The organism is Sphingomonas pokkalii, assembly GCF_003096275.1.
GTDB lineage: Bacteria > Pseudomonadota > Alphaproteobacteria > Sphingomonadales > Sphingomonadaceae > Sphingomonas > Sphingomonas pokkalii.
Genome location: NZ_QENQ01000001.1, coordinates 273,241 through 293,767 on the forward strand (window position 1 = coordinate 273,241; position 20,527 = coordinate 293,767).

14 protein-coding genes, 1 tRNA gene and 2 rRNA genes are annotated in these 20,527 nt (G+C 65.2%); 9 read left to right on the top strand and 8 right to left on the bottom strand.

What is annotated here, in order from left to right; genetic code table 11:
* Positions 1-110 precede the first annotated feature (110 nt).
* From DD559_RS01330 to DD559_RS01340, 3 genes are all read left to right on the top strand, one after another.
* Positions 111-2,902, top strand: a 23S ribosomal RNA gene (locus tag DD559_RS01330).
* Between the two features lie 112 nt (positions 2,903-3,014).
* Positions 3,015-3,129 (top strand): 5S ribosomal RNA (rrf, locus tag DD559_RS01335).
* Positions 3,130-3,205: 76 nt separating this feature from the next.
* Positions 3,206-3,282: transfer RNA gene (locus DD559_RS01340), tRNA-Met, on the top strand.
* Positions 3,283-3,618: 336 nt separating this feature from the next.
* On the opposite strand, the gene DD559_RS01345 is transcribed toward DD559_RS01340, so the two are convergent.
* Positions 3,619-4,047, bottom strand: coding sequence for a CBS domain-containing protein (locus DD559_RS01345; RefSeq protein ID WP_116467605.1), 429 nt, complete (start codon positions 4,045-4,047; stop codon positions 3,619-3,621).
* 69 nt (positions 4,048-4,116) lie between these two features.
* Here DD559_RS01345 and DD559_RS01350 point away from each other — a divergent pair, with 69 nt between their 5' ends.
* A complete protein-coding gene (locus DD559_RS01350; RefSeq protein ID WP_116467606.1) occupies positions 4,117-4,413 on the top strand; it encodes a hypothetical protein in 297 nt (98 codons plus the stop codon).
* A gap of 83 nt (positions 4,414-4,496) precedes the next feature.
* Here the strand turns inward: DD559_RS01350 and DD559_RS01355 are convergent, their stop codons facing one another.
* The 6 genes from DD559_RS01355 to DD559_RS01380 form a co-directional block, all read right to left on the bottom strand.
* Complete coding sequence (locus DD559_RS01355; RefSeq protein ID WP_116467607.1) at positions 4,497-5,297, bottom strand: DUF4167 domain-containing protein; 801 nt, start codon at positions 5,295-5,297, stop codon at positions 4,497-4,499.
* A 259-nt stretch (positions 5,298-5,556) separates the two neighbouring features.
* Positions 5,557-6,381 (bottom strand): peptide chain release factor N(5)-glutamine methyltransferase, encoded by an 825-nt coding sequence (prmC, locus tag DD559_RS01360; protein ID WP_116467608.1) that lies wholly within the window; start codon positions 6,379-6,381, stop codon positions 5,557-5,559.
* 9 nt (positions 6,382-6,390) lie between these two features.
* Entirely contained in the window at positions 6,391-7,464 is a 1,074-nt protein-coding gene (prfA, locus tag DD559_RS01365) for a peptide chain release factor 1 (protein ID WP_116467609.1), read from the bottom strand.
* Positions 7,461-8,798, bottom strand: a complete 1,338-nt coding sequence (gene hisS / locus DD559_RS01370) for a histidine--tRNA ligase (RefSeq protein ID WP_240610074.1) — start codon at positions 8,796-8,798, stop codon at positions 7,461-7,463. The genes prfA and hisS overlap by 4 nt, the downstream gene beginning before the upstream one ends.
* Before the next feature lie 265 nt (positions 8,799-9,063).
* The gene (locus DD559_RS01375; protein ID WP_116467610.1) at positions 9,064-9,687 is read right to left on the bottom strand and encodes a 2-dehydro-3-deoxy-6-phosphogalactonate aldolase; all 624 of its coding nucleotides are present in this window, start codon (positions 9,685-9,687) and stop codon (positions 9,064-9,066) included.
* Positions 9,684-10,562, bottom strand: a complete 879-nt coding sequence (locus DD559_RS01380; protein WP_116470637.1) for a 2-dehydro-3-deoxygalactonokinase — start codon at positions 10,560-10,562, stop codon at positions 9,684-9,686. The genes DD559_RS01375 and DD559_RS01380 overlap by 4 nt, the downstream gene beginning before the upstream one ends.
* A 175-nt stretch (positions 10,563-10,737) precedes the next feature.
* Here DD559_RS01380 and DD559_RS01385 point away from each other — a divergent pair, with 175 nt between their 5' ends.
* On the top strand, positions 10,738-11,481 hold the full coding sequence (locus tag DD559_RS01385; protein WP_116467611.1) for a FadR/GntR family transcriptional regulator: 744 nt from the start codon (positions 10,738-10,740) through the stop codon (positions 11,479-11,481).
* Positions 11,482-11,513: 32 nt separating this feature from the next.
* Here the strand turns inward: DD559_RS01385 and DD559_RS01390 are convergent, their stop codons facing one another.
* The gene (locus DD559_RS01390) at positions 11,514-13,310 is read right to left on the bottom strand and encodes an IlvD/Edd family dehydratase (RefSeq protein ID WP_116470638.1); all 1,797 of its coding nucleotides are present in this window, start codon (positions 13,308-13,310) and stop codon (positions 11,514-11,516) included.
* A 102-nt stretch (positions 13,311-13,412) separates the two neighbouring features.
* Between DD559_RS01390 and DD559_RS01395 the strand changes: the two genes are divergently transcribed.
* The 4 genes from DD559_RS01395 to DD559_RS01410 all read left to right on the top strand — a co-directional run bounded on the left by DD559_RS01395 (position 13,413) and on the right by DD559_RS01410 (position 20,505).
* The gene (locus tag DD559_RS01395; RefSeq protein WP_116467612.1) at positions 13,413-14,339 is read left to right on the top strand and encodes a Gfo/Idh/MocA family protein; all 927 of its coding nucleotides are present in this window, start codon (positions 13,413-13,415) and stop codon (positions 14,337-14,339) included.
* A gap of 218 nt (positions 14,340-14,557) precedes the next feature.
* Positions 14,558-15,778, top strand: a complete 1,221-nt coding sequence (locus tag DD559_RS01400; RefSeq protein ID WP_116467613.1) for an efflux RND transporter periplasmic adaptor subunit — start codon at positions 14,558-14,560, stop codon at positions 15,776-15,778.
* A 3-nt stretch (positions 15,779-15,781) separates the two neighbouring features.
* Positions 15,782-18,982 (top strand): efflux RND transporter permease subunit, encoded by a 3,201-nt coding sequence (locus DD559_RS01405; RefSeq protein ID WP_116467614.1) that lies wholly within the window; start codon positions 15,782-15,784, stop codon positions 18,980-18,982.
* A complete protein-coding gene (locus tag DD559_RS01410; protein ID WP_116467615.1) occupies positions 18,979-20,505 on the top strand; it encodes an efflux transporter outer membrane subunit in 1,527 nt (508 codons plus the stop codon). Before DD559_RS01405 ends, DD559_RS01410 begins: the two co-directional genes overlap by 4 nt.
* Positions 20,506-20,527: the final 22 nt, after the last annotated feature.

The window sequence follows — 20,527 nt, forward strand, 5'->3', positions numbered from 1 at the left end:
AACAAAGGCTGAGATTTTCATCCACACCAAGATACTGCGATACGCTGCTCTGCCGAGTTGGTGTTTGCGTCAAGCAAATGCCCAGCGTTGTCGTTGGTGGTGTGGACTCTCAAGCGTGAGGTAAGGGCATTTGGTGGATGCCTTGGCATGTACAGGCGATGAAGGACGTGGCACGCTGCGATAAGCGTCGGTGAGCTGTGAGCAAGCTTTGACCCGACGATTTCCGAATGGGGAAACCCACCTTCACCAATTAATTCAGTGGTTGAGCGATCAACTACCGAGTTAATTGGGGCAAGGTATCACCGAAGTGAATACATAGCTTTGGTGAAGCGAACCCGGCGAACTGAAACATCTCAGTACCCGGAGGAAAAGACATCAACCGAGATTCCGTTAGTAGTGGCGAGCGAACGCGGACCAGGCCAGTGCCTTGATTTCAACTAGCAGAACAACCTGGAAAGGTTGGCCATAGCGGGTGACAGCCCCGTATGCGAAAGTGATGATCAAGGACTCGAGTAGGGCGGGACACGTGAAATCCTGTCTGAACATGGGGGGACCACCCTCCAAGCCTAAATACTCGTACATGACCGATAGCGAACTAGTACCGTGAGGGAAAGGTGAAAAGCACCCCGATGAGGGGAGTGAAACAGTACCTGAAACCGAATGCCTACAAGCAGTTGGAGGGTCCTTGAGGCCTGACAGCGTACCTCTTGCATAATGGGTCTGTGACTTAATGTATCAAGCAAGCTTAAGCCGATAGGTGTAGGCGCAGCGAAAGCGAGTCTGAATAGGGCGACTTAGTTTGATGCATTAGACCCGAAACCCGGCGATCTATGCATGACCAGGATGAAGGTGGGGTAACACCCACTGGAGGTCCGAACCGATTAACGTTGAAAAGTTACCGGATGAGTTGTGCTTAGGGGTGAAAGGCCAATCAAGCCGGGAAATAGCTGGTTCTCCGCGAAAACTATTGAGGTAGTGCCTCGGATGGACACCCTAGGGGGTAGAGCACTGGATGGATGCGGGGGTCGCGAGATCTACCAATTCTAACCAAACTCCGAATACCTAGGAGTGATATCCGGGAGACAGACGGCGGGTGCTAAGGTCCGTCGTCAAAAGGGAAACAGCCCTGACCTACAGCTAAGGTCCCCAAGTCACGTCTAAGTGGGAAAGCATGTGGGAATCCCAAAACAACCAGGAGGTTGGCTTAGAAGCAGCCATCCTTTAAAGAAAGCGTAACAGCTCACTGGTCTAAACAAGGGTTCCTGCGGCGAAGATGTAACGGGGCTCAAGACGTGCACCGAAGCTTAGGGTTCATCGTAAGATGAGCGGTAGCGGAGCGTTCCGTAAGCCTGTGAAGTGGAAGGGTAACCGACCATGGAGGTATCGGAAGTGCGAATGCAGACATGAGTAGCGATAAAGAGGGTGAGATGCCCTCTCGCCGAAAGACCAAGGGTTCCTGCGCAAGGCTAATCCGCGCAGGGTGAGCCGGCCCCTAAGACGAGCCCGAAGGGGGTAGTCGATGGGAACCACGTTAATATTCGTGGGCCTGGTGGTGTGTGACGGATTGCGTGTGTTGTCAGTTCTTATCGGATTGAACTGGCTTCGAAGCAGTCCCGGGAAATAGCCCCACCGTATAGACCGTACCCGAAACCGACACAGGTGGTCTGGTAGAGTATACCAAGGCGCTTGAGAGAAGTGTCCTGAAGGAACTCGGCAAATTGCCTCCGTACCTTCGGAAGAAGGAGGCCCTGCATCTGGGCAACCAGTTGCAGGGGGCACAGGCCAGGGGGTAGCGACTGTTTAGCAAAAACACAGGGCTCTGCTAAGTCGGCTTCAAGACGACGTATAGGGCCTGACGCCTGCCCGGTGCCTGAAGGTTAAGTGGAGGAGTGCAAGCTCCGAAATGAAGCCCAGGTAAACGGCGGCCGTAACTATAACGGTCCTAAGGTAGCGAAATTCCTTGTCGGGTAAGTTCCGACCTGCACGAATGGCGTAACGACTTCCCCACTGTCTCCAGGACATGCTCAGCGAAATTGAATTCTCCGTGAAGATGCGGAGTACCCGCGGTTAGACGGAAAGACCCCGTGCACCTTTACTGCAGCTTCAGAGTGGCAGTGGAGAACAACTGTGTAGAATAGGTGGGAGGCTTTGAAGCACCGGCGCCAGCTGGTGTGGAGCCACCAAGTGAAATACCACCCTGTTGTTCTTTACTGTCTAACCTCGTACCGTCATCCGGTACAGGGACCCTCTGTGGCGGGTAGTTTGACTGGGGCGGTCGCCTCCTAAAGAGTAACGGAGGCGCGCGAAGGTTGGCTCAGGCCGGTTGGAAACCGGCTGTTAGAGTGCAATGGCATAAGCCAGCCTGACTGCGAGACTGACAAGTCGAGCAGAGACGAAAGTCGGTCATAGTGATCCGGTGGTCCCTCGTGGAAGGGCCATCGCTCAACGGATAAAAGGTACGCCGGGGATAACAGGCTGATAACCCCCAAGAGCTCATATCGACGGGGTTGTTTGGCACCTCGATGTCGGCTCATCACATCCTGGGGCTGGAGCAGGTCCCAAGGGTTTGGCTGTTCGCCAATTAAAGTGGTACGTGAGCTGGGTTCAGAACGTCGCGAGACAGTTTGGTCCCTATCTGCCGTGGGCGTCGAAATTTGAGAGGAGTTGACCCTAGTACGAGAGGACCGGGTTGAACATACCTCTGGTGTACCTGTCGTCGTGCCAACGGCGCAGCAGGGTAGCTATGTATGGACGGGATAACCGCTGAAAGCATCTAAGCGGGAAGCCTCCCTCGAGATAAGATTTCATAGAGCGGTCGAAGACCACGACCTTGATAGATCGGATGTGGAAGCGCGGTAACGCGTGGAGCTAACCGATACTAATTGCTCTTTTCGCGCTTGAGAGTTTCACACCCCCATCGACAACCCTGGGTTGTCTGGATCCGGGTGGATGAACATCCAGCCTTTGCAAGTTGCACGATTTGAAAAACACGTTCCGCCACACCGGCTTCATTGCTTGGTGGCCATAGCGTCTGTGACCCACCCGATCCCATCCCGAACTCGGCCGTGAAACCAGACAGCGCCAATGGTACTATTGCTCAAGCAATGGAAGAGTAGGTCGCCGCCAGGCATTGAAGCCGGTGTGACGGAACAAAACCCATTCACAATTGTCCCCCGTTCTGCCCCCAAAAGGGCACCAGCATTGGCGCGGGGTGGAGCAGCCCGGTAGCTCGTCAGGCTCATAACCTGAAGGCCGCAGGTTCAAATCCTGCCCCCGCAACCAATCACCAACACACCAAACCGCTTGCGCCTGATTTTCGGTGACCGCCGCGCCGTTCAGTGAAGAGCACCGCGTCGGTGGAGTGGCTTCTATGCGGGAGCCCCCAATCGGTCAACACCATTTTGCACTTTTATGTCGCTTTTCCACGAAAATATGCGCAACTAGCTGATTATACGACATTTATTTTAAGGGCCAGCAAGCCCTCGACGAGGTTCCGGACCTCGAATCGCCGCCCGAATCGCCGAATCAGGGGTCAGAATCGGCAAAATCGGGGGCGGATCGGGCGCGAAAGCGGCGTCGGAACGTCCCAACCCCTGGCCGCGCGGCGATGCAGACGCCTCACGCCGTCTGTATATATGCCCGCATCGCCTCGGCTTCGGATTCGATGCGATCGATGCGGAACTTCACCAGGTCGCCGATCGAGATGAAGCCGATGCACGCCTCTTCTTCGACAACCGGCAGGTGGCGGATGCGCCGGCGCGTCATCAACGCCAGCGCGCCGAGCACGCTTTCCTGGGGACTGACCGTAATGGCGGGTGCGGTCATCACCTGCGACACCGGCAGCTCCAAGCCGAGCGCGCCTTCGCGCTCGATGCAGTGGATCACGTCGCGTTCGGAAAAGATGCCGACCACCTGACCATTTTGCAGAACCGGAACCGCGCCAATCTTGCGCGCCGCAAGCAGCCGGACCGCTTCCGCGACCGTGCTGCTGGAGGGGATCGACACAACCTCCCGCCCCTTGCCTTCGAGGATTGCCGCGATGCTCATCGCATTCTCTCCTATGGCTTCATTTATTAGGCGTTGTTTATCCCACGATTCGCCCCAAGTTGCAAAGCCATGGAGCAGCCGAACGGACTCGACGATCCCGCCTATGCCGCCTTTGCCTGGCGGCGCTTCCGCCGGATTCTTGGCTGGATGGCGCTGGTGGCACTGCTCGCCGCCGGCGTCGCGGAATTCTGGCTCTACAGGAGCATGGGCGAGTTGCGGATCGTCACGGCGATCGCGACGTTCCTTGGCGTCTTCCTGACGGTGATGCTGGCGGCGGGGCTGATGGGGCTGATGTTTCTCAGCTCGGGCACCGGCCACGACGCCCAGGTCGAGGATCCGCTGAAGGACGAAGTCGATATCGACTGACCCACCGCGACGGCGGCACAGCAAAAAGGCCCGCCTCCACCAGGGAAGCGGGCCTTCTATCTTCTATAGCACGATCGCCAGGTTCAGGCGGCGGGCGCCTCGACCTCGTCGGCCTTGGTGGTGCGACGGCGGCGCGGCTTCTTCGGCGCCTCTTCTTCGGCCGATGCCGCATCGGTGCCGATCGCAGGCGGCAGCACGGCGAAATCGAGCCCCTGGGGCGCTTCCTCCTCGCGTGCCGGCTGTTCGCGCCGCGGGCGACCGCGACGACGCGGCGCCGCCGCTTCGCCGGCCGCTTCGGCAACCGATGCCGCGGGTGCGGGTGCCGCAACCTCTGTCGGCGCCGACTCCGCTACCTGCACGATCACATTGCCATTGGCCACGCCGTTCCCACGGCCGTTCCGGCGATCCTCGCGGCCTTCGCGCGGTTCACGACCTTCGCGGCTATCCCGGGATTCGCGATTATCCCGGGCTTCGCGATCGAAACGCGGTTCGCGGTCGCGGCGCTGCTGCGGCTGATACTGGCGCGGCGATTCCTGATCGTCCTCGCGGCCGGCTTCGCCTTCCATCTCGAACTCTTCCTCGTCGCCGTCGAAACCTTCGCGCTGGCGGCGCTGCTGGTTCTGCTCTTCGAAGCGCGAACGGTTCTCGTTCAGGACGCGGAAATAATGATCCGCGAACTGGAGATAATATTCGGCGTTGACCCGATCACCCTGCATCTGGGCATCGCGGGCGAGATTCTTGTATTTTTCGAGCAACTGCGCGGCATTGCCACGGGCACGGTTATCAATGCGACTGCCATTGCCCTGATTGTTCGAGCTTCCGCCCTGGCGCTGTTGCTGCCCGCCACGGCCGCGACGGCGGCCGGCCTGACGATTGTTCATCAAGGTCTCAGTGTCCTGTCTTTACAAAGCCGTCCGTCGATTCATCGAGGTTCCGGATGCAGGGTTACATTCGCGGAGAGCCCCGGATCGCCCGGCGCTTCCCGCCTGCCACGGCCGCCGGACTGCAGCGGCGCACATGACCATGGAGTCGGGCCTCAGCCCTTTATTTCAACGACTTGGTTGAAGGTGCCTCGCCCCGGCGTTCTTCTAGCCGCTGGCGCCCCAATCTCCAAGCAGAAATATGAGACGAATGCGCGCGATTTCAAGTCAGCCGGACCACGCGCGGCCGCCCACCCATATCTTTATAGACGCGTGAAGACAGACCCTGTTCCTGACCGAGGAAAGAAACTGCATCGCCTTGCGTCCAGCCGATCTCAAGGATCGCCGCGCCACCGGGGGCGAGCAGGGCCGGGAGAGCAGGGACGATGCGGCGATAATCGGCGAGGCCGTCACTGCCAGCGAACAGCGCTTCCGCCGGCTCGTGGTCAAGGACTTGCGGGGGAAGCGGCTCGTCCGAGCCGATATAGGGCGGGTTGGCAAGGATAAGGTCGAAGCACCCCTCGATGCCGGCAGTCCAATTGCCGAGGCGGAACACCGCGCGGGTCGCCATCCCCAGCGCCTCGGCGTTGCGCCGGGCATAGCCGAGCGCGGTTTCGGACGCGTCGATCCCCAGCCCTTCCGCCTCGGGCCATTCGGCGAGCGCGGCGAGGAGCAGCGTGCCCGGCCCGGTGCCGAGATCGAGGATGTGCCGCGGCGCGCGGGCGCCGAACCAGGCGAGCGCGGTTTCGATCAGCGTCTCGCTGTCGGGGCGCGGGATCAGCACCCCGGGGCCGACGGCGAGGTCAATCGTCCAGAAGGCGCGGGTGCCGGTGATATAGGCGACCGGCTCGTGGGTGAGGCGACGCGCGAGCAGGGCCGCGAAGGACTCGGGCTCCGGATCGCGCAGGCGGCCGAGCAGGAGCCTGTCGCGCGTGGTGCCGAGGGCGTGGGCCATCAGCAGCTCGGCGTCGAGCCGGGGGGTATCGGATACGGCGTCGAGCCGGCGGGTGGCATCGGCGAGCGCTGCCCGTACGCTGCGTTCGCTCACGGCAGCATCTCAGCCGTCGAGCTGGGCAAGCCGGTCGGCCTCGTCCTGCGAGACCAGCGCGCCGACCAGTTCGTCGAGCTCGCCTTCGAGGATCTCCGGCAGGCGGTGCAGCGTCAGGTTGATGCGGTGGTCGGTCACCCGCCCTTGCGGGAAGTTGTACGTGCGGATCCGCTCCGAACGATCGCCCGAACCAACCATCGAGCGGCGCGCGCCGACGCGCTCGGCGGCCAGCCGCTCACGCTCGGCCTCGTACAGGCGGGTGCGCAGCACCTTCATCGCCTTGGCCTTGTTCTTGTGCTGCGAGCGCTCGTCCTGCTGGATCACGACGATCCCCGTGGGCAAGTGCGTGATCCGCACCGCGCTGTCGGTGGTGTTGACGCCCTGCCCGCCGGGGCCGGAAGCGCGGTAGATGTCGATGCGCAGGTCCTTGTCGTCGATCTGCACATCCGCCTCCTCGGCCTCGGGCAGCACCGCGACGGTAGCGGCGGAGGTGTGGATGCGGCCGCCCGCTTCGGTGGCGGGGACGCGCTGCACCCGGTGCACGCCGCTCTCGAACTTGAGCTTGGCGAACACGCCGGTACCGGTGATGCCGACCACGACTTCCTTGAAGCCGCCGGCTTCGGAGCTGCTCGCCGAGATCAGCTCGGTCCGCCAGCCGAGCCGATCGGCGTAGCGCTGGTACATGCGCAGCAGATCGCCGGCGAACAGCGCGGCTTCGTCGCCGCCCACGCCGGCGCGGATTTCGAGCAGCGCCGGGCGCTCGTCCGCCGCATCCCTGGGGAGAAGTGCCAGCGCCAGCTTGCGTTCGGCCTCGGCGAGCGTGCCCTCGTTGGCGCGGAGTTCCTCCACCGCCATCGCGCGCAGCTCGTCATCGGCCTCCTGCGTCATCTGCTGGAGCGACTGGCCCTCGGCGCGCAGGCGGCGGACATTGCCCGCCGCGACCGCGACCGGCTCGATCTCGGCATATTCCTTCGAGACCTGGACGAAGCGATCGCCGGCGAGCTCGCCCGACGCCATCAGCGCCTGCAACTCGTCGCGCCGCGCCTCGATCGCCGCGATGCGGTCCGGCGGGATGCGGGTCATTCGCTAACCCTGAAACCGCCGCGAAGTCGCCAAATGGCGGCAGCGCTCTCAGGGACATCTCCTGCTTCAACCTCGATGGGGCCGAAACGTCCCTCAAGGGCAGACTTCACCTGAACCGCACAACCGTCGTCCGGAAACTGTCCGCCCTTGATCCGGATTGTCGCAATCGAATTAGGCTCACCCGGTAAGGCGTCGACGATCATGACCATGCCGGATGCGGACCATGCTCGATCGTAGCGCTTGTTCTTTTTGCCACTGTAAGTCGTGAAAACTGAATTGCCGCCGCGCCGTATTACAGCCGCCATCTGGCCGACTAGCTCTTCGGAAGCTTTGTTTTCTGGCACAAGACCAACGTCAGCCCGATTCGTCTCTGGCTCTGCAAGCATCATCGCGAGCCGCTCGACGCCGGCCGCCCAGCCCACGCCCGCCGTCTCGGGTCCGCCGAGCGAGCCGATCAGCCCATCATAGCGGCCGCCGGCCAGCACCGTGCCCTGCGCACCCAGCCGATCGGTGACGAACTCGAACGCCGTGTGGCGGTAATAATCGAGCCCGCGCACCAACCGCGCGTTGCGCTCAAACTTGACGCCAGCAGCTTCCAGCCCGGCCTTAACCGCATCGAAGAAAGCACGTGCCTCGTCGGTCAGGTAGGCGTCGATGTCCGGCGCGCTGTCGGCGATCGGGCGATCGCGCGGGTCCTTCGAATCGAGGATGCGCAGCGGATTCTTTTCCAGACGCGCCAGGCTGTCCTCGGACAGCGCGCCCTTGTGCGCCTCGAAATGCGCGACCAGCGCGGTGCGCCAGGCGTCGCGCGTCGCGGCATCGCCCAGCGTGTTGAGCTGCAGCGTCACGCCCTCGGCGATGCCGAGTTCCTTGAGCAGCTGGTCGGCCAGCACCAGCAGCTCGACATCGGCGGCGGGTTCGGGCGCACCGAGGATCTCGGCGTCGATCTGGTGGAACTGGCGGTAGCGGCCCTTTTGCGGGCGCTCGTAGCGGAACACCGGGCCCGAGGTCGCGACCTTCAGCGGCGCGAACTGCTGCCAGCCCTCGCTGATATAGGCGCGGGCGATGCCTGCGGTGAATTCGGGGCGCAGCGTGATCGAATCGCCGCCGCGATCCTCGAAGGTGTACATCTCCTTGGAGACGACGTCCGAGGTCTCGCCCATCGAGCGGGCGAACACGCCGGTCGCCTCGAAGATCGGGATTTCGAGCCGCTGGAAGCAATAGAGCTTGCGCACCCGATCGAACGTTTCGAGCACCGCGGCGAAACGCCGCTGGTCTTCGCCGAAAATGTCCTGGGTGCCCCGGATGCGCTGGGGAGTCTGGATACGTGCCATTTGGGCGCGGCTATTAGGCTGGTTTCGAGCGGGGGGCAATGTGCACCAGATCCTCCCCGAGGTGTAACCGGCTTTGCGCTCACCCCCTCCCCCCTCGCGGGGGAGGGAGGGGCCCGCTGCCGAAGGCAGTGGGAGGGAGAGGGGGGCGATTTGCACCGCAAATCGCGCGGTTGCTTCGCAACCGCCCACCCTCTCCAAGCTCCGCTAGGCAGCAAGCTGCCAAGCTATGCTATCCTCCCCCATCGAGGGGGAGGATAGGGAAGTTTTACAACGCCGCGACGAAGGCGCGGGCGTTGGCGCCGACATCGGCCGCGCTGAGGCCGACCTTGTACAGTGCCGAGCCAAGACCGAAGCCCGCCGCGCCGGCCGCTTTCCACGGGCCCATATTGTCCGGCGCGATGCCGCCGACCGGCAGGACGCGCGCCTCCTTGGGCAGCACCGCGCGCATCGCCTTCAGAACCACCGGGCTCGCGGCTTCCGCCGGAAACAGCTTGAGCGCGGTCGCGCCGGCATCGAGCGCCGCGAAGGCTTCGCTCGGCGTGGCAATTCCGGGCAGCGATACGAGGCCCGCCGCCGCGCTCGCCCGGATCACGTCGAGATTGGCGTTGGGCGAGATGATCATCGTGCCGCCGGCCGCGGCCACCGCCTGCACCTGCTCCACCTTCAGCACCGTGCCCGCACCGATCACCGCCCGGCCGGCGAAACGCTTGGCGAGACGCGAGACGCTCTCCAGCGGCTCGGGCGAGTTCATCGGCACTTCGATCAGGGTAAAGCCGGCCGCGACCAGTTCCTCGCCAATCGCCTCGACCTCGTCGGGCTTCACCCCGCGCAGGATCGCGATCAGCGGGCACTTGGCAAAGGCGGCGTCGAAATCGGCAATGTGGCTCATGCAATCTGCTCCGCTAGGGCGAGGATTCCGGCAACGAACGCGTCATGGCTGCTGGCGATCACCGCCTGCCGGCCATGGGCCGCGATCGCCGCAGCGTAGAGGCCGCCCAACATCGGGTCGGCAAGGATGTGGACGGTGTCGTGGCCGGCATGTTCCAGCCGCACGGCGACGTCGCTGCCGATCAGCAGCCCGCTGGCAAAGGCGGCCGCATCGGCGTCGTCGCGCACGCCCAGCATCTTCGCGGCACGGATGCCGAACAGCGCGGCGGCAAGGTCGCGCTTGCGGCCCTCCTCCACCCCGGCATGGAAGGCGGGACCAACATGGACCTCGCCGCCGAGCTGGGCGGCAAGCAGGCCATGGCTGCGAAGGAGCGCGAACAGCTCGCCGGTCATCGCGGTGGTGAAGTCGGCGATACGCCCGTCCACCATCTCCACCCATTTGCAATGGGTACCCGGCTGGACGAGCAGCGCGTCGGCAGGCGCGAGCCCGGCGCGCACCGCACCGAGCAATTGCACCTCCTCGCCGCGCATCACATCCGGCCGGCCGCTGACCCGCGTCGACACCCCCGGCACGATCGCACTGCGCTCCTCGACCCAGAGCAGCCCGGCGGCCAGCTCGGCGATCCCCGCGGGGGCCGCGACATAGGGCGCCGGCGCCCAGCCGATATTGGCACCGACCATGCCTGCCATCAGCAACGGAAGATCGCCGTGGCGCGCACGGATACCCGCGGCCTCGGCGGCGAAATCGGTGACCGCGGTCACGCCCTTGCCGTCGCGTTCGGTGTGGGCGACGCGGCCGTCCTCGATCACGAAGACGCGGCGATTGGTGGTGCCCCAGTCGACGGCGAGGAAGGAGCCCGAAAAACGCGTACCCATGCCGGCATCCCCCTCAGCGACGAAATTGCTGTAACGCGATCGCAGGAGCTGCGAGCGACGTTCGTTCATTTATCGGATATATCGGGGTTGTCCAGCCGCACGGCTGGAGTAGTCTGTCCGGGATGCGCGGCGTGCGCCTGCACGCGATGCCCAAGAACAGGAAGCACCAGCGAGGATGTCCACGTCCCTTTCGACTCAGCCTGACGATCTCCGCTCGGGGCTCGGCCGCAACCTCACCTATGGCCTGCTCGACGCACTCGGACGGGCGATCGTCACCGGCCGTTACGAGAAGGTGCCCTTCCCCACCGAGGCGGAACTGGCCAAGCAGCACGGTGTCAGCCGGTCCGTGACGCGCGAGGCGGTGAAGATGCTCACCGCCAAGGGATTGCTCAGCGCGCGGCCGCGCCAGGGCACGGTGGTGCAGCCAGCCTCGTCGTGGAACCTGTTCGATACCGATGTACTCCGCTGGTTGCTCGAACGGCAATTCTCGGTCGATCTGCTGCGCCAGTTCAGCCAGCTGCGTATCGCGATCGAGCCGGAAGCCGCGGCACTGGCGGCGCAGTTCGGCACGGGGGAAGACCTGCGGCAGATCTCGGCCGGGCTCGCCCGGATGGAGGCGGCCGAGCGCGGCCAGGACGATACGCTGGACGCCGATATCGCTTTTCACGTCGCGGTGCTGCGCGCGTCGGGCAATCCCTTCTACGCGCAGTTCCGCGACATGGTGGCAACGGCCCTGCGCACCTCGATCCGCTTCACCAACCGGATCAAGGGCCGCACCGCCAGCGTGGCGGACCATGCCGCGGTGCGCGACGCGATCGCCGCCAAGGATCCCGCCACCGCGCGTACCGCGATGCGGACGCTGATCGGCGACGTGGTCGAACTGATCGAAACGGTGGAGGGCACGGAAACCCCGGCCTGACGCCCCCGCCAATCCCGGCGGGGGAGCACCTTTCAATGGCTGTCGCGCGGCAGGCCCTTGCTCTGGGCGATACGCTGATACTTCACCGCGCTTTCGAACACTGCGCCGCCGTCGAACTGGCCGACCAGCCCGCGATGGATTTCCTGCCACGGCGTCTGCGATTCCGGCACATAGTCGATGCCGAGCGCGGCGCGGCGCTGCGCCAGCTCCTCGTCGCTGACCAGCATGTTCGCCGAGCGCGTGTTGAGGTCGATGCGGATGCGGTCGCCGGTGCGGACCAGTGCAAGGCCGCCGCCCACCGCCGCCTCGGGTGCCGCGTTGAGGATCGAGGGGCTGCCGCTGGTGCCCGACTGGCGGCCGTCGCCCAGGCAGGGCAGCGCATGGACGCCCGCCTGGATCAGCGCGACCGGCGGGCGCATGTTCACCACCTCGGCCCCGCCCGGATAGCCGACCGGCCCGGCACCGCGCATGATCAGGATGCTGTTCTCGTCGATGCCGAGCGACGGATCGTCGATCCGGTGATGGTAATCCTCCGGCCCGTCGAACACGAAGGCGGTGCCTTCGAACGCGCCGGGATCGTCGGGGTTGGAAAGGTAGCGGGCGCGGAACTCGTCCGAGATCACGCTGAGCTTCATCACCGCATTGTCGAACAGATTGCCCGACAGCACGGTCAGCCCCGCCGCTGGCCGCAGCGGCGTGGCGAGCGGACGGATCACGTCGCCATCCTCGATCTCGGCGGTGCCGATATTCTCGCCGATGGTGCGGCCGTTGACGGTCAGCGCGTCGTTGTGGAGCAGCCCGGCGCGATAGAGTTCGCCCATCACCGCAGGCACGCCGCCGGCGCGGTAGAAATCCTCGCCAAGATACTTACCCGCCGGCTGGAGGTTGACCAGCAGCGGCACGTCGGCGCCGTAGGATTCCCAGTCTTCCAGGGTCAGCTCGACACCGATGTGGCGGGCGATCGCGTTGAGGTGGATCGGCGCGTTGGTCGATCCGCCGATAGCGGAATTGACGCGGATCGCGTTGAGGAAGGCTTCCCGGGTCAGCACGTCGCTGGGCTTGCGATCGGCCAGCGTCATCTCGACGATCTGCAGGCCGGTGCGATAGGCGCATTCCGCGCGGTCGCGGTACGGCGCGGGAATCGCCGCCGAGCCGGGCAGCGACATGCCGAGCGCCTCCGCCATCGCGTTCATCGTCGTCGCGGTGCCCATGGTGTTGCACCAGCCGGTCGACGGCGCCGACGAGGCGACGAGCTGGATGAAGCCCTTATAGTCGATCTCGCCCGCCGCGAGCATCTCGCGCGCCTTCCACACGATCGTGCCCGATCCGGTGCGCTCGCCCTTGAACCAGCCGTTGAGCATCGGGCCGACCGACAGCGCGATTGCGGGGATGTTCACGGTGGCCGCGGCCATCAGGCAGGCCGGGGTCGTCTTGTCGCAGCCGATCGTCAGCACCACGCCGTCGATCGGATAGCCGTACAGCGTCTCGACGAGGCTGAGATAGGCGAGGTTGCGGTCGAGCCCCGCGGTCGGGCGCTTGCCGGTTTCCTGGATCGGATGCGTCGGGAACTCGATGGCGATGCCGCCTGCGTCGCGAATGCCCTCGCGCACTCGCTTGGCGAGTTCGAGATGGTGGCGGTTGCAGGGGCTGAGGTCGCTGCCGGTCTGGGCGATGCCGATGATCGGCTTGCCCGATTGCAGTTCCTCAAGGCTCAGGCCGAAGTTCAGATAGCGCTCGACGTACAGCGCCGTCATATCGGGGTTATCGGGATTGTCGAACCAGGCACGGGAGCGCAGCGGCGTACGGCGAGTTCCAGCTTCTTCGGTCATCATTCCTCCGCTACGGCGCAACTTGGGGCGTATCTGCGGCTCTTGATAACCGCGGCGCACGTCCATAGGAAGCATATATATCTTATAAAAGGATGGCCTGATATGTCGGAGCGGATTCGTCTGGGGTTGGTGGGCATCGGCAAGATCGCGCGCGATCAGCATCTGCCGGCGCTGGAAGGCGATGACCGTTTCGAACTGGTCGCCACCGCCAGCCGCAATGCCTCGGTCGACGGCGTCGCAGCGCACAAGGACATCGAATCGCTGATCGCCGGCGGGCACGATCTCAACGCCGTCTCGCTCTGCACCCCGCCCGAGGGCCGCTACGACCAGGCACGCATCGCCATCGAGGCCGGGCTGAACGTGATGCTGGAAAAGCCGCCGGCCGCGACGCTCACCGAGATCGCCGACCTCGCCGAACGCGCCCGCGCGCATGGCGTGACGCTGTTCACCACCTGGCATTCGCGCGAGGCTGCCGGCGTCGAGCCCGCCAAGGCCTGGCTCGAAGGCAAGAAGATCACCGCCGCGCGCATCACCTGGCGCGAGGATATCCGCCGCTGGCATCCGGGGCAGGAATGGATCCTCGCCGCGGGCGGCTTCGGCGTGTTCGATCCCGGCATCAACGCGCTGTCGATCGTCACCAAGATCCTGCCGGACGCGCTGCTGCTCGACCAGGCCTGGATGGAAGTGCCCGAGGGCCGCGCCTCGCCGCTCCGCGCCAAGCTCCACATGCGCAGCGGCGGTGCCGTGGTGACCGCGGACTTCGATTTCCTCCAGACGGGCCCGCAGACCTGGGACATCGAGGTCGACACCGATGCCGGCACGCTGCGCCTCGGCATGGGCGGCAGCATCCTGCAGCTGCCCGGCGAGACGGAACAGAAGGCCCCGGACCGGGAATATGCGCGGCTCTACGCGCGCTTCGCCGATCTGGTGGCGGCGCGCGAGAGCGATGTCGACGTCCGCCCGCTCCAGCTGGTGGCGGACGCCTTTCTGGTCGGAGAACGCACGATCGGCGAAACCTTCGCCTTCTGATCCGGCTCTGGAGCCCGCATCCTCCGGCCGCTGCGGCAGGATGCGGGCTCCGCCCTGGATCGCCGCGTTTCATCAAACCCGTACAAGTCGCTACGTCTTTCGACATATTTTGCGACAACTCTTTTGTGGCACTGCGGCAACGTGCCATTTATTGGCTAGTTTGGCAGTGACCGGTGGTTCGGCATTCCTCGAACCATCCCTAAACGGGTTCAGAAATTTTGAGCGCACCGACCAGCTATCGCCGTTCGGGCCTGATCGTCTTTGCATCAGCCCTGCTCCTCGCCTCCTGCAGCGCGGGCGACAGCGCCGGCAAACAAGGCGGGCGCAAAGGTGCATCCGGTCCGCCCCGGGTGGGGTATGTCGTCGTGCAGCCGAGCCGTGTGCCGATGACGACCGAACTGGCCGGCCGCGTCACGCCCTTCCAGATGTCGCAGGTGCGGCCCCAGGTGGCAGGGATCGTCCAGCAGCGCCTCTTCAAGGAAGGCCAGATCGTCCAACAGGGCCAGACGCTCTATCAGATCGATCCCAGCCTGTACCGCGCCAGCGTGGCGCAGGCCGAAGCGAATCTGCAGAACGCCCAGGCCAATCTGGAAGCGGCCCGCACCAAGGCCGATCGCTACAAGCCGCTCGCGCAGATGCAGGCCGTGAGCCAGCAGGATTATACCGACGCCGTGGCGCAATCGCGCCAGGCCGCTGCACAGGTCGCGCAGTTCCGCGCCGCACTGCAAACCGCGCAGATCAACCTGCGCTTCACCCGCGTGCCAGCGCCGATCACCGGCCGCATCGGCCGATCGCTATTCACCGAAGGCGCGCTCGTCACCGCCAACCAGGCGGATCCGCTGGCAGTGATCGAACGGCTCGACCCGATCTTCGTCGATATCCAGCAATCGAGCGCCGATCTGCTCGCGCTGCGCAAGGCGCTCGCCCGCGACGGCATCGCGCCGGTCAGCGCCACGGTGCGGCTGAAGCTGGAAGATGGCAGCGATTATGGTGCCACGGGCACCGTCGAGTTCACCGAGGTGATCGTCAACGAAAGCACCGGCACCGTAACGCTGCGCGCGCGCTTCCCCAACACGCAGAACATCCTGCTGCCGGGCATGTTCGTCCGCGCCCAGTTCGCCCAGGCGATCGATACCCAGGCCTATCTGGTGCCGCAGGCCGGCGTGTCACGCGATCCCAAGGGCAATGCGACCGTCTATGTCGTCGGCCCCGGCAACAAGGCGGTGCCGCGCACGGTCGTCGCCGATCGCACGATCGGCCAGAATTGGGTGGTGACGCAAGGGCTTGTGCCGGGGGATAAGGTGATCGTCCAGGGCACTGCGAACCTCCGCCCCGATATCGACGTCAAGCCGGTGCCGGCGAGCGCGCCGCAGAAGATCGAGCCGCCCAGAAAGGGGCAGAAACCGGGTCAGGGCGGCAGCCAGGCCAAGGCGGGCTGATCGATGTCGCGCATCTTCATCGATCGGCCGATCTTCGCCTGGGTGCTCGCCATCATCGTGATGCTGATGGGGCTGGGGGCGATCTTCTCGCTGCCGATCGCGCAATATCCGGACATCGCCCCGCCGCAGGTCAACATCCGCGCCACCTATCCCGGCGCCTCGGCCGAGACGGTGCAGAACAGCGTCACCCAGGTGATCGAGCAGCAGCTGAGCGGCATCGACGGCCTGCTCTATTTCAGCAGCTCGTCCACCTCGCGTGGCCAGGTGACGATCTCGGCGACCTTCGAAAAGGGTACCAACCCGGACATCGCCCAGGTGCAGGTGCAGAACAAGGTGCAGCAGGCGCTTTCCCGCCTGCCCAGCCAGGTGCAGCAGCAGGGCCTGACGGTCACCAAGTCGAACCCCGACTTCCTGATGATCGTCGGCGTGTATGACGAAACCGACAAGCGCACCAATCTCGACGTGTCGGACTGGCTCGCCTCCAATCTGCAGGATCCGCTGTCCCGCATCGAAGGCGTAGGCGATACCAATGTGTTCGGTGCGCCCTATGCGATGCGCATCTGGCTCAACCCCGCGCGCCTCGCCAGCTATGGCCTGATTCCGAACGATATCATCACCGCAATTCAGGCGCAGAACACCGAAATCGCCGCCGGCGAGCTGGGCGGCCAGCCGATGCCGCAGGAGCAGATGCTCAACGCGACGGTGACCTCGCAGTCGCGGCTGCAGACGCCCGAGCAGTTCGCCAACATCATCGTCAAGACCGATCCTACCGGCGCAGCGGTGAAGCTGCGCGACGTCGCCCGCGTCGAGCTCGGCTCGGACAACTATAATTCGTCGAGCCGGATCAACGGCCACCCCGGTGCCGGCCTCGCCATTTCGCTGTCGCCTGGCGCCGATGCGCTGAAGACCGCCGACTTGGTCAAGCAGCAGGTGGAAGCCGCGTCCAAGAGCTTCCCCGCGGGCTTCAAATACGCCTATGCCAACGACACCACCGGCTTCATCAAGCTCTCGATCGAAGAGGTGGTGAAGACGCTGGTCGAGGCGATCATCCTCGTCGTCATCGTGATGTTCGTGTTCCTGCAGAGCTGGCGCGCCACGCTCGTCCCGGCGATCGCGGTGCCGGTGGTGCTGCTCGGCACGTTCGGCGTGTTCTATGCCCTGGGCTTCACGATCAACACGCTGACCCTGTTCGGCCTTGTCCTCGCCATCGGCCTGCTCGTCGACGACGCCATCGTCGTCGTCGAGAATGTCGAGCGGCTGATGGAAGAGAATCCGGAAATGACGCCGCGTGAGGCGACGATCCGATCGATGGACGAGATCCAGGTCGCCCTGGTCGCGATCGCGCTGGTCCTCTCGGCGGTATTCCTGCCGATGGCGTTCTTCGGCGGGTCGACCGGCGTGATCTATCGCCAGTTCTCGGTGACGATCGTCTCGGCGATGGTGCTGTCGGTGCTGGTCGCACTGGTGCTGAGCCCGGCGCTCACCGCGACACTGCTCAGGCAGAAGAGCCAGGAAAAGGACGTCGAGGACAGCTGGCTCGCCCGCCGTTTTCCCTGGATCGGGCGCGGACTGACCACCGCCAAGACCAGGTTCAACAACGGCTTCGACCGCGGCGTCGATCGCTATACCCGCGGCGTGCAGGCGGTGGTCGACCGCAAGTGGATCTTCCTGCTGCTCTATCTGGCCGTCTGCGCACTGCTGGTGCTGATGTTCGTGCGCCTGCCCACCGGCTTCCTGCCGACCGAAGACCAGGGTGCGGCCTCGATTCAGTTCCGGCTGCCGGCCGGCGCCACCATGTCGCGCACCAAGGAAGTGCAGCTGGCGGTGGAGAAATATTTCCTGACGCAGGAGGCCAAGAACGTCTCGGTCATGTTCTCGGTCGCGGGCGGCGGTGGTGGTGGTGGCCCCGCCGGTCAGAATACCGGCCAGGGCTTCCTCAACTTCGCCGACTGGTCGGAGCGCAAGGGCAGAGAGAACAGCGCGGACGGGATCGTCCAGCGCGCCTCGGGCGCCTTCCGCAACTTCCGCGACGCGCAGGTCTTCGCGCTGGTGCCGCCGGCAATCCGCGGTCTCGGCCAGTCGACCGGCTTCACGATGGAGCTGCTCAATTCGAGCGGCATGCCGCGCGACCAGTTCCTCGCGGCGCGCGACAAGCTGCTCGCCGCCGCCGCAGCGGATCCGGAACTGGCCGCCGTCCGCCTGACCGACCTGCCCGACGTCGCGACGCTCAAGGTCGATCTCGACCAGCAGAAGCTCGCCACGCTGGGGCTCAACCAGACCGACGTGAACTCGACGCTGTCGACCGCCTGGGGCGGCCGCTACGTCAACGACTTCATCGATCGCGGCCGGGTGAAGCGCGTCTATGTGCAGGGCGACGCGCCCTATCGCTCGGAGCCGAGCGACCTCGCCCAGTGGTTCGTCCGCAGCAATAACGGCCAGATGGCGCCGTTCACCTCCTTCGCCACGACCAGCTGGGCGACGGCGCCGACCTCGATGGCGCGCTTCAACGGCGTCCAGTCCTTCGAGTTCAGCGGCCAGGCCGCCCCCGGCAAGAGCTCTGGCGAGGCGATGAAGCGCATCGCCGAACTTGCCGCGGAGATTCCGGGCACCAGCATCGCCTGGGCGGGCCTGTCCTATCAGGAGCGGCTGTCCTCGGGCCAGGCGCCCCTGCTCTACGGCGTGTCGCTGCTCGTCGTGTTCCTGTGCCTCGCCGCGCTCTATGAAAGCTGGTCGATCCCGATCGCGGTGCTGCTGGTCATCCCGCTCGGCCTGGTCGGCGCGATCTTCGCGGTGACGCTGCGCGGCCTGCAGAACGACGTCTATCTCCAGATCGGCCTGCTCACCACCATGGGCCTCGCCGCCAAGAACGCGATCCTGATGATCGAGTTCGCCGAACAGGCCGAGAAGCAGGGCAAGCGGGTGATCGAGGCGGCGCTGGAAGCAGCCCGCATCCGCCTTCGCCCGATCCTGATGACCAGCCTTGCCTTCATCTTCGGCGTGCTGCCGCTCGCCATTTCCACCGGCGCCGGCGCCAACAGCCGCGTCGCGATCGGCACCTCGGTGATCGGCGGCATGCTGACGGCGACGATCCTCGCCATCTTCTACATCCCGCTTTTCTTCGTGCTCGTCCGCCGCGGCGTGCGCGACGGTCTGGCGGCGCTGCGCAACCGCCGCCACCGCAACACCCCGGAAGCCCAGGCATGAACCGCGCGCTGCTCCTCCTCTCCACCGCCATGCTGGCCGGCTGTTCGATGGCCCCGAAGGACGTGCGGCCGGCAGCCCCGGTGCCACCGAGCTGGCCGACCGGCGATTCCTATCTGCGGGAGAGCGAGGCAGGCCTGCCCGCGCTCAACTGGCGCGACGTGTTCCGGGACGCACGGCTCCAGACGCTGATCGCGCAGGCCCTGGCCAATAACCGCGACCTGCGCGTGGCGGCCGCCAATATCGCCGCCGCGCGTGCGCAGTACCAGATCCAGCGCGGCGCGCAGCTGCCCCAGGTCGATGCCAACCTCGGCATCACCGAACGGCGCGGCAACGGGACCAATATCGGCAACGGCGCCATCCCGGGAAATGGCAACACCGGCGGCAACACGGGCGGCAATGTCAGCGGGGGCGGCAATGTCGGCGGCGGCCTGCGCACCAACTATTCGACCCAGCTGGGCATCACCGGCTTCGAACTCGACCTGTTCGGCCGGCTCGCCTCGCTTACCCGCGCCCAGCAGAACAGCTATTTCGCCACCGAAGCCGGCGCGCGCGCGACGCGGCTGACCCTGGTCGGCGATATCGCAACCGCCTGGCTTACCTATGCGTCGGACGCGAGCCTGCTCGAGGTCGCGCAGCAGACCGCGAAAAGCGCCGAGGACAGCGTACGCCTCACCCGCGCCCGGCTGGAAGGCGGCATCGCGCCGCGCACCGATCTGCGCCAGGCGGAACAGACGCTGGCTACCGCGCAGAATGACGTCGCCCGGCAGACGGCCGCGCTGGCGCAGGACGTGAACGCCTTGCGGCTGCTGGCCGGTTCGGAAATCGATCCGGCGCTGCTCCCGGCCTCGATCGAACAGGCCGCCCCCAGCGTCGCGGCAGTGCCTGCCGGGCTCGATTCGAGCATCCTGCTGCGCCGCCCGGACGTGGTGCAGGCCGAATATCAGCTGCGCGCCGCCAATGCCCAGATCGGTGCGGCGCGCGCGGCGCTGTTCCCACGGATCAGCCTCACCACCGTGCTCGGCTTCGCCAGCACCGCGCTGTCCAGCCTGTTCGATGGCGATGCCTTCACCTGGCAGGCAGGCGGCAATGCCGCATATTCGATCTTCCGCGGCGGCGCCGCCCGCGCGAATGTGCGGCTCACCGAAGCGCAGCAGCAAGCGGCGGTCGCCAGCTACGAGCGCGCCATCCAGACCGCGTTTCGCGACGTCGCAAATGCGCTCGCCACGCGCGGCACCATCGACGCCCAGCTGCGCGCCACGCAACTCCAGGCCGACGCCGCCGCCGATAGCTACAAGCTGGCGACCGCCCGCTATCGGGGCGGAATCGATACGTTCCTGCAAAGCCTCGACGCGCAACGCTCGCTCTACACCGCGCAGCGCCAGCTGGTAACGGTGCAGCTGACGGCAGCAACCAACCGGGTGAATCTCTATCGATCGCTCGGCGGCGATTCGCAGCTGGAAGCGACCGTGCAAGGCCCGCAAGCGGCCCGCGGGGCCGGAACCCCGGCCAATCCAGGCGGTTGACCGAACGCCCCTGCTTGTGGCA